This is a genomic window from Bacteroides sp. MSSM.1001136sp1_RTP21357st2_D2_RTP21359_211015 (genome assembly GCF_040913205.1).
Taxonomy (GTDB): Bacteria; Bacteroidota; Bacteroidia; order Bacteroidales; family Bacteroidaceae; genus Bacteroides; species Bacteroides ovatus.
In genome coordinates this window covers 79,611-92,173 of the sequence record NZ_JBDFVF010000011.1, presented here as the reverse complement: position 1 = coordinate 92,173, position 12,563 = coordinate 79,611, and the positions used below count along the sequence as shown (strand labels likewise).

The following is a 12,563-nucleotide window of genomic DNA, read 5'->3' as shown; positions in this document are numbered from 1 at the left end:
AAATGAAAAAAACACTACTAATGCTGTGGATGGCTGTTTGCCTGATCGTATCCTTTACAGGATGCACCAGCGAAGAAATGGATTATAACAATCCGGATGTTGCTCTTTTTGTGAAGCAATTGAAGTCGGGTACGTACAAGATGAAGAATGAAAAAGGGGTGGTGGAGGTTCCTCATTTCACGGAAGAGGATATCCCCGAACTTTTAAAATATGCAGAAGATCTGACTATTATCCCTTCTTTTCCGTCGGTTTATAATATGAACAACGGTAAGATTCGGTTGGGTGAGTGTATGCTTTGGGTGATTGAGTCAATCCGTCAGGGCACACCTCCGTCATTAGGTTGCAAAATGGTATTGGCGAATGCTGAAAATTATGAAGCAATCTATTTCCTGACCGATGAGGAAGTACTCGATGCAGCCGCTTGTTATCGTAGTTGGTGGGAAGAGCGCCAATATCCGAAAACAAGATGGACGATCGATCCGTGCTACGATGAACCGCTTTGTGGATCGGGTTATCGTTGGTGGTAATAAAGGGGGAGGAGCCTTCGGAAAGTAAAAAATAGGAAACATTCATGTGGGAATATTTGTTTGTATCAGTAGTCTTTTGCTGCTGACAGGGGGATTATTACGCTCAAAAGATAGCCTCTTATACGTACAAATGTATATGAAGTGCTCCGAAATATAGGTAATGAAAGAGTAAAAAGAATGGATGGATTAAAACGGGTTATAACAACGATGGCACTGTGCCTGACCGCTGTATTTGCATATTCGCAAGTATGGACGGCGCAAGATTCTTTGCATTTGAAGAAATTGCTGGAGAGTGACCAGGAGTTGCATTTAAATATGGATGCTGTGAAGTCGATTGATTTCGGAAGCGCAGTGGGTACTCCCCGGATGTCGGAGGAGAAAAGCTGGATGATGCCTGACGAATCGCTTCCTGAAGCGTTGCCTAAACCGAAAGTGATGTTGACTCTGATGCCATATAAAGCGAATACCCGCTATAACTGGGATCCCATCTATCAGAAGAAGATAAAGATCGATAAAAATACCTGGCGGGGTGATCCTTTCTACGAGATACGCCATCAAAGATCTTATTCAAACTGGGCACGCAATCCGATGGCAAAGGGAATGCGTAAGTCGTTGGATGAGATACAGGCGAGTGGGGTACGTTTCCGTCAGTTGGGTGAACGTGCTAACGGAATGATGGTGAACACGGTAGTGATGGATGCACCTATTCCCTTGTTTGGTGGGAGTGGAGTGTATATCAATGGTGGAACTATCGGCGGACTTGACCTGATGGCTGTCTTTACAAAAGATTTCTGGAATAAGACGGGACGGGATAACCGTGCCCGCACATTGGAAGTGTTGAGAACTTATGGAGATTCTACCACTGTGTTGATAAATAAACCAATTGAACAGATTGCCCGTTGAAGGCGTTATAATGATGTGTTGATGTAGCAATGCGCTAATGTGCTGACTAGAGAATGTTTGTAATTGAATAATTAGTATATTTGTGTGTTGTTATGTTGGCGCATTGTTATATAGCTTTGTCGCTATTATTGGTATCTTAGTATATTAACACATAGATAAATTATTGGTTATGAATAGAATTACTTCTCTTCTGGGTATTCGGTATCCTATTATTCAAGGTGGTATGGTGTGGTGCAGCGGTTGGCGTCTTGCTTCTGCTGTGAGCAATGCCGGTGGACTGGGATTGATCGGTGCCGGTTCCATGCATCCGGACACTTTACGCGAGCATATCCGTAAATGTAATGCGGCCACGAAATTGCCTTTTGGTGTAAACATTCCTTTGATGTATCCCCAGATAGAAGAGATTATGAATATTGTGGTGGAAGAGGGAGTGAAGATTGTTTTTACCTCTGCCGGAAATCCGAAAACGTGGACTGGGTGGTTGAAAGAGCGTGGAATAACGGTTGTTCATGTTGTTTCTTCTTCCCGTTTTGCTGTAAAATGTGAGGAGGCTGGAGTAGATGCGGTAGTGGCAGAAGGGTTTGAAGCCGGAGGGCATAATGGACGCGAAGAAACAACGACTTTCTGTTTGATTCCGGCTGTACGTGAGGCTATAACATTACCTTTGATAGCTGCAGGAGGTGTCGGTACAGGGGAAGGAGTATTGGCTGCTATGGTGTTGGGAGCCGAAGGGGTGCAGATAGGAACCCGTTTTGCTCTTACTGAAGAGAGTTCTGCGAGTTCGGTATTTAAAGATTATTGCTTGAGTCTCAGAGAAGGGGATACTAAGTTGTTGTTGAAAAAGCTGGCTCCGACACGTTTGGTAAAGAATGCTTTCCGCGAAGCGGTGGAGAAGGCTGAAGATAGTGGAGCTAGTGCTGAAGATTTGAGAACTTTATTAGGACGGGGGCGTGCTAAAAAAGGAATCTTCGAAGGTGATCTGGAAGAAGGGGAATTGGAGATCGGACAAGTTTCGGCAATCATATCCCGTCGGCAGTCTGTGGCAGAAGTAATGAACGAATTGGTAGCGGCTTATCAACGGGCGGCAAAGAAAGATTATTTATTTTAAAGATATAGCTCACCACAGAGTAATACAAAGTCTTGCAGAGTTTTTTAAAGGTTATCAATCGAAGACGTAAGACATTGAGATAGCCTTACTTTGAAAAAAAGAAAGAACTCTGTAAGACTTTATATTACTGTATGGTGAAAATGCATAGTTACAGGCTGATAGGATCGTACTTCAAACCAAATACGTCGGCAACGGCCTTATAAATGATTTTTCCTTCTACGATATTTAATCCGAGTGCTAATGCTGGATTCTCTTTGCAGGCTTTTTTCCATCCCTTATTTGCTAAAGCTATCACATAGGGGAGAGTAGCATTGGTTAGTGCAAGGGTGGAAGTGTAAGGTACAGCTCCCGGAATATTAGCTACTGCATAATGAACGATTCCGTCTACAATATAGGTCGGTGCACTGTGAGTGGTCGGGTGAGAGGTCTCGAAACATCCTCCCTGATCGATTGCTACATCTACTAATACTGTGCCGGGCTGCATTATTGAAAGCATCTCTTTGGTAATCAAATGTGGTGCTTTATCACCGGGAATCAGTACAGAGCCGACAACTAAATCAACATCCGGCAATTCTTTTCTGATTCTTAGTTCGGATGAGTACAATGTCTTTACATTCTTCGGCAGTGTCTCGCTCAAATAGCGCAGACGTGCCAGATTTATATCTGTAATAGTGACATCTGCCCCCATTCCAGCAGCCATTTGTGCAGCATTGCTACCTACAACTCCACCTCCTAAAATTAATACTTTAGCTGGTTTAACACCTGGTACACCTCCCAAAAGGATACCTTTTCCGCCTTGCGGTTTTTCCAGGAAACGGGCACCTTCCTGAATAGACATGCGTCCGGCAACTTCGCTCATCGGAATTAATAAAGGTAATGTGTGGTCTGCTTCTTCTACAGTTTCGTAAGCTAGGCATATTGATTTGTTGGAGAGCATGGCAAGGGTTAACTCCCTGTCGGAAGCAAAATGGAAATAAGTGAATAGTAACTGTCCTTTTCTTATTAAGTTATATTCAGTGACTATCGGTTCTTTCACTTTTACTATCATCTCAGCAGTGGCGTAAATATCTTCTATTGTTGGCAGGACATGTGCGCCGACAGCTTGATATGCTTCATCCGGAAAACCGCTATTTACTCCCGCTGTATGTTGGATAAACACCCGGTGCCCTTGTTTTACCACTTCGGCCACTCCTGAAGGTGTCATGCCTACACGGTTCTCATTGTTTTTGATTTCCTTTGGTACTCCGATAATCATAATGTTACGTATTAAAGATTTAACATGTTCGAAAGTACGAAAAATCCCCTTACGTTGTTATTCGTAAGGGGATGTTTTAGAACAGAATGCCTTGCGTGTTGAGATGAATAAATGCGTAGAGTGGTTGTTTTATAGACATTCACTGCCCTGTTTGTTGATTTTCATGCTTTTTCCATAGAGACCCACTCGAGCTATGTTGTTATAAAAGGGTTCTGCAATATCGTACTTAAAAGGAAGTACTTCTTCATTGTCTTTGTTTATATACCCCCACTTGGGCGACTGACTTTCAATACAAACAGCAGCCAATCCTTCAGAGAAAGAGCGTCCATTATCATATTCCAGGGGAATGACAACTTCTCCTTTCTTGTTAATGAATCCTATCTTATTGTGTAGCGAGACGAGAGCTAATCCTTCCGCGAATTGTTCTATTTGACTGTAAGTCGGTGGAAGAATGTAGTTTCCTTGTCTGTCAATCAATCCCCATAATCCATCGTGGCATACCCGTGCACATTCTTGTTCAAACGAGTGAGCGGCTGTGTATTTAAACGGAATCTGTATTTGTCCGGTATGGTCGATGAATCCGTATTGAGAATTGAGTACTACCATCCCTAATCCTTCTTTAAAAGAGAAAGCCCGTTCGTACATTAGAGGAATGACAACGTCATATCCTTTATTGATGTATCCCCATTGGATTTTTCCTTTTACCGGAGCCAATCCTTCGGAGAAACGGCCAATTGCCGAGAAGCGCTTTTTCTTATTAGCTACCCCATAAGCTAAAAAAGAAGCGAAGAACTTTGTAATAGTGCTGCTCATTACCTTTATTGTTTGTGTGGTAAGCGTCCGGATACCATATATATACAAGAGAAGCGTGGACGTCGTTAGTTCATTCTATTCAAGGCTCTGGTAAACCTATTGGGAAATGAACAACAGAGTCCACGCCCTTGCATATAACAAAGACGTGAACGCTTAGTTGCCATTATCTCCCCAATTAAAGAATTTACCAGATTCTGAATAGAGATAATATTCTAAACGCTTCTACGTTATTAATCGTAATAAGTCGCTACAAAGATACGGATTTCTTGTTAAAGAACAATGCTTTTAGGGGATAAAGATTTAATGGTGAATGAGGTAGGTGTACAAAATGAGAAATGGCTAATAGATAGATTAAAAAAAGCTCCTTTTACGCTTTTGGTAAAGGGAGCTTTTTAGTCTATGATGTCAGGCGGTTTGTTTCTATGAAAAATGCTTGGTTATTAGTTTAAAAGTCCGGGATTAGCATCAATTGCATCTTGTGGAATACGCAATGTGTAACGGGAATCATCTTGTACAAGTGTGTAGGTTACATCTTCAATTTCTTTTTTGATTTCCGGTCGGGTAGTTCGGCGTAAATCAAACCAGCGATGGCCTTCAAAAGCAAGCTCGCGAGCACGTTCTTTCAGAATTTCTGTGACTAGCTTTTCTTGGCTCATCGCATTTATTTCATTCTTTTTCTGCTCATAACCTTCTGATGTATAACGATTCTCTATTAGTTTCAAGAGCCGGGTACGTGCTTCAGGTAATTTGTTTAAATGTGCAGCAGCTTCTGCTGAATTTAAATAAAGCTCTCCGGTGCGGAAAGTACATTTGAATTTAGATTCACCACTTTTGATGGAAGTATAATTTCCATTTTTATTTGCTTGATAATACTTGTTTGGACGTAGATCTTTTTCTTCCTCATATTCTTGTAAAAATGAAGGGTAAAGTAAGAGTGATCCGGCATAATCGCTATTTGGAAAAACTTCATAGGCAGTGATCATTTCTACAGATGTAAATTCATTAGGAAGTTTGCCTCCTTCATCATTTAGGTTTACCAATGTCGATTTTCCGGCTAATACACGTTCCGAAGCTTCATAAGATTTGCTCCATTCACCCATGTATAAATATACCCGTGATTCCATAGCATCTACTGATAATGTTGAAAAACGGTATGAATATTGAATTTCCCATTCTTTTTTATTAATCAGTTTCCGTGCTGTTTCTATATCAGATAAAATAGAGGTATATATTTCCTTTACAGTATTTCTTGATGGTATTTCTTCTAAATCAGTATTGAGTTTTAGAGGAACTGCTTTGGTTTCTAATGCTCCGGTAGCTGTATAAGGTTGTCCATAAAGATTGACCAATATGAAATGCATATATGCTCTCATGAGGTAAGCTTCTCCAACTAATTGATTAATATCTTCTTGGCTTCCTTCTGATATTTCATCTTTTTTATCGATGATTGCGTTGGCATAATAGATATTGGTATAATAGGCCGCCCATCCAAATTGTCTCGTACTTGCATTCGGATTAACATCATTCCATTTTTCAACATCTCCTAAAGAATTTTTGGAAGTGGCATCAGACTGTAATATGGTTGCGATATCTGTTCTGATTTCGCATATTCCTCTGTCATTGAGTGCTGTATTGTAAGCTGTTGTGAATAAAGCTCTGTATTCAGCTAGCGTATTGGGAATTACTTGGCCTACTGGTTGTATGTCCAAATAACTATCACAGGAAGATAATAACAGGCTTCCTATTAATGTGAATATATAATATATTTTCTTTGTCATAATATATTTTTTAAAAGTTAAGACTTAGATTGAAGGTAATGGATTTGGGAACTGGGGTAGAGTATAGGTTGCCCATTGATTCCGGATCCATATAATTATCATAATTAGAGCTGATAACGAATAGGTTACGAGCCTCTAATCCTACAGTTGCTCCGCCGATACTTAGTTTATGAAGCCATTCGGATGGAACCCGGTAAGCAAGACGTATATTTTGTAGACGTACAAAGCTTAGCTTTTTTACCCAGATATCCAGTGATCTGTAAATGTCATTTCGAGTACTGAACAAGTAGTAGTCGGCCGGATTGTAATTGTACGTTGCTAATGCAGGGAACTTTCCTGTTGTATTTTCCGGTGTCCATCTATCCAGTATGTCTCTATTCATATTGCGCCCTGGGTCTAAGTCAGATACATTATAACTTGGAGTTGTTTTTACGTGTGCTCCAAAATTATATGAAAAATTCAGATTCAGTTCCCAATTTCGGTAATTGAACGTATTTAGAAAACCGCCTGTGTAGGGAGCATCTGACGTTCCAACATAGCTGTAAAAGTCTCTTTGTTCTTCAGTACTTGGTCCTATTTGGTAAGTGCCAAGACCATCTTCATTCGATGTCATTCTGAATAACTCTTCTACAGTGACAGCTTTCCCCTCTTTATTCTCAAGATAGATTTGTCCTGTATCAGGATTTATACCTTTTGTTTTTAGTGCAAAGATTGCACCTACGGGATATCCTTCCAGACTAGGAGTCACTTGGCTTTTATCTGTAAGTACTTTTAGTACTTTATTTTGATTATATGCGAAGTTGAAAGTAGTGTACCAAGAGAAGTTTTTAGTGGTGATATTACGTGTCTGCAGGTTTATTTCTACACCTTTATTTTCCATACTAGCCCAGTTTATAGACATATTAGTGAATCCATTTTCTAAAGCTAATGCTTTAGAACCAATTAAGTCTGTTCCTTTTCTATAGTAGTAATCTACACTAAGATTGATGGCTTGATTGAGTACAGAAAAATCTATTCCTAGATTGTAAGATGCTGTTTTTTCCCAGCGTAATTTACTGTTGGGAGCACTATTGATAATAATATTTTCTTCACTGTAACCTGGTAAAATATTCACATTATCATATTTTCCGACTAGGAATGGAGAGGTTCCCTTATCAATATTTCCTTGTAAGCCATAAGAAAGGCGAAGAGCTAAATTATCAATCCATTTGTATTGTCTAATGAACGATTCATTAGATAAACGCCACAAACCGCTTACCGAATAGATTGGTAAGAAACGGTATTTCTTATCTACTCCGAATAAATCAGAACCATCCATGCGCACACTTCCTCCCAATGTATAACGATTCATTAAAGTATATGAACCATTGGCAAAGAAAGAAGCAAAAGCGTTTTCCTTGTACGATTTAGTTTTTAGATTCCAATCATTGGCTTGTGCTTCATCTTTAAATATGAGATTCTGGAATGTTAGTTTCTTGGGATCATATCCGTATCCGGTTGAGGCTTGGTTGTCTACCCAGTTTTTGCGAATTTCCGAACCAGCCATTATTTGTATGTCATGTATATCCCCAAATGTGTTTTTGTATTCTCCTTGGATTTTCCATGTGAGTTGTGAGGTTGTACTATTAGTTGTTTTAAGCATGCCTCCTTCTGGTATAAGATAGGTTTGTACACCATTTTTCCAATATTTATTGGTTTCACGTATATTCCTAATATTATATGAATTTATCCCGGCATATTCTTCTTGCGACAATTGATCCCATTGCACACCAATCTGTGAATAAACTTTCCACTGATCGTTAAAACGTAGCTGAACATCAAAGATAGAATTGATGGCTGTGGTGACAGATTCTTTATTGGTGTTTGCTCGTTCTTCGAATATATTAAAGCCTTGCTTTTCATCTGTTTCATTACTTCTGACTACGTCGTAATCGTAAAGGTAGTTTCCTTGTTCGTCAAACGGAGCAAAGTAAGGGTTGGCGATACGTGAATAATATATAGGGTTAATAAGTCCGTAAGTATCAGTCATAAATGTGTTATTCTTGCGTCTGTTGGCAAAAATAGACATTCCAATTTTTAATATTTTGTTGATTTGGTAAGACGTTTTACTGGTCAGATTAAAACGGCTCATGCTTACACCTGGTACATTTCCGTTTTCTTTGACATAACCAAGTGAGTTGTAATAAGTAACCTTTTCGCTACCACCGGAAATGCTAAAGTTATATTCTTGCGTGAAAGCATCTCTGAATAATATATCATTCCAGTCTGTATTGATTGTTTTCAGTTTGTTTATAGCATTTTGGGCTTCAGGTGTCAGTCCGTTCCACCCCTGTTCTTTATAGATGTCTATTAAATTATATTGTTTCATGATAGCAGCAACTTTTCCTTTTTCAGGAAATACCGGTATCGGATCTGTTAATCCCCATAATATGTCAAACCGTGCTTCTTTTAATAATTGAAGTTCCAAATCGACTTTCTCTTCCGAGTTTAGTAAGTTGAGTCGTGAAGTATTGAGATTTGGAGTATAAGTCAATTTAGTATTGAAGTTAATAACAGGTTTTCCGGTTTTTCCTCTTTTGGTTGTTACCACAATTACGCCATTTGCAGCACGTGCACCATAGATAGCAGTAGCAGCTGCATCTTTTAATATCGTAATGCTTTCAATGTCGTTTGGACTTAAACCTGCGATAGAAGATTGTGACATATTTACGATGTCATTATCGTTGTCTTTGTTGATTTCTGGAATGTCCGTACCCTCCAAAGGTATCCCATCCAATACCCACAATGGGTCTTGTGTTCCATTTAATGAAGCCGTACCACGAATACGAATACGTGCTGGAGCTCCCGGTGCACCAGAAGTTGTCGTAACAGCTACACCGGCGATTTGTCCTGCTAACGCCTGATCGATACTTTTTGCAGCACCTACCATTCCATCTGTAACATCTACTTTGGCAATGGCAGCAGTCAGTTTACGACGTTCCAGTTCTTGATAACCAGTTACTACTACGTCTCCTAATGTGTGTGATGAAGCTTGAAGTACAATACGATAAGTATCTTTTCCTGTTTGTAATATGATGTTTTGTTCTTCAAAACCTATATAACTACAATGTAGTCTGGTCACCTTTTCCGGAATGGAAATGGAGAATTTACCATCCATATCAGTGATAGTACCTAGAGAAGTCTGTGATACTCCGGCTTTTTTCAAATCGTCTGCATTAACATATACAGAAGCACCGATTAGAGGTTCATTGTCTTCACCGGATATGACGACTCCGGTGATTGTGCGATTAGCAGCGTTGGCTACAGCCAACGTGCTAACAAGAAAACATATAAGAACGTATAAATATTTTTTTCTCATCAATATAGATTGTTAAAGTGATTGATTTTGTTTTATTTGATTCCCAAAGCCGTATTAATACGTAGAATCATATCCTCATAATGATAGCGTGCAGCAGTATCAGAAGTGCCGAGACGGCTCTGCAACAATTTCTTGATACGTAATAGCTCTCCGCGTTTCACCGAGATAGCATCAGAAATACGGTTGAGCTGACTACCATAGAAGTTAAGCACACGTGGAGCGCCCATTCGGTCTTCTTGGCGAAGTGCCCGTTGTTCGGCTGCATAACAGCTGCAGAAAGGAGTGGCATGGTCAAGCAGGAAATGCTCATTTGCAATCTTCTTGTTGATTTTTACAGCTTCGGGTTCTGCGGCTGCTGTAAGTAATGCATCGAGGAAGTTTTTCTGCAAAGAACGTTCCATTACGTTGGGGATGCCACCACGTTCGGTAATACCGAAAATGTTTTTATGAAGTCCGTCCATAAGCTCCACTACTGTGAAGGCTTTTTTCCCGTTGACAGACTCATTCTCTATCATACGCATCAAACGGGTGTTGCCTAGTAAATCCCAAAGGATATAGGCTTGGGCGTTCTTTAAGATTTGCGTAGGAGCATTCTCCTGTTTTCCGATGGGAGTATTACGAAGTAGATAAGTATATTGTCCTACTTCCGTGTCAAACAGCCATTTAGGATATGTTAATACTTCATCCATCAGAAATTTTAGTGAAGCTTGTTGTTTCTCTTTCTCAACGAATGTATAAGTCTTGACGCCATCTCCAACAATTGTATTTTCAATGTAGATACCGCCAATATTGGCAAGGACATGATATAAATAGTTGTTCCATTGGTTGATTACTGCATAGTAGAGGCGTGATGCTTCTTCATAAGTTTGTCCTTTCTCGCCGGTAGTAGTCCATTGAAGAATTTGCGGAACAATACGTTTCAGATTCTCAATGCCAAGTAAAGAAGAACGAACCGGATCATCACCTAAATCTTCGTTCTGTGCACGTGGATCTACCGCATCACGTACATCCTGTGCTTCACTATATTTATAAAGACGATCAGTATGTTTGCTCAAAAAATCGAATAAAACATCCTTTTCTTCTTCCGGAGTCTTCTTTCCGTACCAACGATAACCATATTCGATAGCAAACATGTCATAAGGACCGATATGCGGAGAAAGAACTTTCACGCCATCTCCTGGTTGTGCGATATAATTGAATCGTGCATAATCCATGATAGATGAAGCGGTAGAATTCATTCTGGAAGTGAATGCTTCGGAACGTAATGAATCCGTCGGGAAAGCCCATGATCCCATCATATTGTGACGGAGTCCCAATGAGTGGCCTACCTCATGGCAAGCAACGAACCGGATGGCATCTCCCATTAAAGCATCGGGTAATTGCACATTGCGTGCTTCCGGACACACAGTTCCAGTTTGCACAGTGATCCATTCGCGTACCATAGAAAGCACATTGTGCCACCACATAATATCAGCTTCCAGAATTTCTCCGGAACGTGGATCTAACAGAGAAGGTCCCATTGCATTTTTCTTTTCTGAAGCTGCATAAGTCAGTACGGAGTAGTTGACATCGTCCATATCTACATGCATACTGTCCGTGATTTCCTTGGCGATAATCGCATTCTTGAAACCAGCCTTTTCAAAAGCAATCTGCCAGTCCTCAATACCTTTCTTAATGTACGTACGCCATTGGTAAGGCGTTGAATTATCAATGTAGAATACGATTGGTTTGGCAGGTTCCACAAGCTGACCTTTCAGATAAGCCTCCCGGTCTTCCGGTTTAGGCTCCATACGCCAGCGAGTGATATACTGTGTTTTATCCGTACGTTGTTGTGCATCACTGAAACTTAATAACGGATTAGTGAAATAACCGACCTTCTGATTGTCGAATCGCCCCATCATCGGCTTTTCGGGTAACAAGAGAATAGAAGAGCTAACTTCCACCGTCACATAAACTGTGGTGGTTCCTTCTGTAACTCTGGTGGTCAACTCGGAAGTTGCCACGACATTGTTTGAAAAGGATTTGATGGATAAAATACGTGATAAGTTCTTGATAGCCGAAGTACCCAGATTGATATTAGTAAATACATTATTAATACTGGTTTCAGTACCGTCATAAATATCATTCACCTTGATTACTAATGCAGTAGAATCTGCATTAATCGCTTCGATTTTGAATGCGGCAATCAACGGAGAGATAAAATTATCCTTTACCGAACGGAAGATAGCATCCGTTTGGGGGGCCAGAGGTAATGGGCGTTGTTGTCGTAGCATTAGTTTGCCCGTAGCTTTATCCCATTCCATGCAAACCATCTGATTCTCGTAGTTTACTCCACGGTTTACACCTGCATCATTAAGTTCGGCAGGAACTCGCTGCAGTTTGTTGACAACTAATAAATCACGTCCCAAAAGTGAGGTAGGAATTTCAAAATAATAGTCATTCTTCTTTTGGTGTACAGCAAACATTCCTTTTGTAGTTTTACTGTCTTCCACTAATTTTTCGTAGTCGCTTTTACTCTTCTCTTCTTTCTCTTCTGGTTTCTTCTTTTTCTTTTTAAACCAACTCAGATTTTCTGTAGCGGGGGTAGTTGCAAATGCCGAGAGCGCTTCTCCACTCAGCAATATACATGCAATGACCGCTGCCATTACTTTTACATACATTCTCATTGAGTCTCTAACTTTTAATTATAATTAAAAAACAGCCACAAAAGTACTAATATTAATAACATAATGACTACTGATTTGCAATGAATATAACATTAAAAAGAAATATTAACTAGAATCTAAGGCCATCATTCCTCCCAGATATTTCATAGTTTAGT

At 40.0% G+C, this 12,563-nt stretch carries 8 protein-coding genes; 3 read left to right on the top strand and 5 right to left on the bottom strand.

Annotation, left to right across the window (positions count from 1 at the left end; translation table 11 throughout):
• Nucleotides 1–2 precede the first annotated feature (2 nt).
• The 3 genes from AB5217_RS09340 to AB5217_RS09330 all read left to right on the top strand — a co-directional run bounded on the left by AB5217_RS09340 (nt 3) and on the right by AB5217_RS09330 (nt 2,538).
• A complete protein-coding gene (locus AB5217_RS09340) occupies nt 3–527 on the top strand; it encodes a DUF4943 family protein (protein WP_004304253.1) in 525 nt (174 codons plus the stop codon).
• A 177-nt stretch (nt 528–704) separates the two neighbouring features.
• Nucleotides 705–1,430 (top strand): DUF4858 domain-containing protein, encoded by a 726-nt coding sequence (locus tag AB5217_RS09335; RefSeq protein WP_008648769.1) that lies wholly within the window; start codon nt 705–707, stop codon nt 1,428–1,430.
• A gap of 169 nt (nt 1,431–1,599) precedes the next feature.
• Complete coding sequence (locus AB5217_RS09330) at nt 1,600–2,538, top strand: NAD(P)H-dependent flavin oxidoreductase (protein ID WP_032843263.1); 939 nt, start codon at nt 1,600–1,602, stop codon at nt 2,536–2,538.
• Nucleotides 2,539–2,686: 148 nt separating this feature from the next.
• On the opposite strand, the gene ald is transcribed toward AB5217_RS09330, so the two are convergent.
• The 5 genes from ald to AB5217_RS09305 form a co-directional block, all read right to left on the bottom strand.
• Nucleotides 2,687–3,793 carry an alanine dehydrogenase gene (ald, locus tag AB5217_RS09325; RefSeq protein ID WP_032843264.1) on the bottom strand — a complete coding sequence of 369 codons (1,107 nt, stop codon included), beginning with the start codon at nt 3,791–3,793 and terminating at the stop codon, nt 2,687–2,689.
• Between the two features lie 129 nt (nt 3,794–3,922).
• Nucleotides 3,923–4,606, bottom strand: a complete 684-nt coding sequence (locus tag AB5217_RS09320) for a WG repeat-containing protein (RefSeq protein WP_032843265.1) — start codon at nt 4,604–4,606, stop codon at nt 3,923–3,925.
• A 440-nt stretch (nt 4,607–5,046) separates the two neighbouring features.
• Complete coding sequence (locus tag AB5217_RS09315; RefSeq protein ID WP_032843266.1) at nt 5,047–6,384, bottom strand: RagB/SusD family nutrient uptake outer membrane protein; 1,338 nt, start codon at nt 6,382–6,384, stop codon at nt 5,047–5,049.
• 10 nt (nt 6,385–6,394) lie between these two features.
• Nucleotides 6,395–9,742, bottom strand: a complete 3,348-nt coding sequence (locus AB5217_RS09310) for a SusC/RagA family TonB-linked outer membrane protein (RefSeq protein ID WP_032854660.1) — start codon at nt 9,740–9,742, stop codon at nt 6,395–6,397.
• A gap of 32 nt (nt 9,743–9,774) precedes the next feature.
• Complete coding sequence (locus AB5217_RS09305) at nt 9,775–12,408, bottom strand: zinc-dependent metalloprotease (protein ID WP_032843270.1); 2,634 nt, start codon at nt 12,406–12,408, stop codon at nt 9,775–9,777.
• Nucleotides 12,409–12,563 lie beyond the last annotated feature (155 nt).

Bases quoted from the DNA above. Each gene is read 5' to 3' on its own strand.
- AB5217_RS09340 (WP_004304253.1), top strand. From the start codon at position 3: ATGAAAAAAACACTACTAATGCTGTGGATGGCTGTTTGCCTGATCGTA.
- AB5217_RS09335 (WP_008648769.1), top strand. From the start codon at position 705: ATGGATGGATTAAAACGGGTTATAACAACGATGGCACTGTGCCTGACC.
- AB5217_RS09330 (WP_032843263.1), top strand. From the start codon at position 1,600: ATGAATAGAATTACTTCTCTTCTGGGTATTCGGTATCCTATTATTCAA.
- ald (WP_032843264.1), bottom strand. From the start codon at position 3,793: ATGATTATCGGAGTACCAAAGGAAATCAAAAACAATGAGAACCGTGTA.
- AB5217_RS09320 (WP_032843265.1), bottom strand. From the start codon at position 4,606: ATGAGCAGCACTATTACAAAGTTCTTCGCTTCTTTTTTAGCTTATGGG.
- AB5217_RS09315 (WP_032843266.1), bottom strand. From the start codon at position 6,384: ATGACAAAGAAAATATATTATATATTCACATTAATAGGAAGCCTGTTA.
- AB5217_RS09310 (WP_032854660.1), bottom strand. From the start codon at position 9,742: ATGAGAAAAAAATATTTATACGTTCTTATATGTTTTCTTGTTAGCACG.
- AB5217_RS09305 (WP_032843270.1), bottom strand. From the start codon at position 12,408: ATGAGAATGTATGTAAAAGTAATGGCAGCGGTCATTGCATGTATATTG.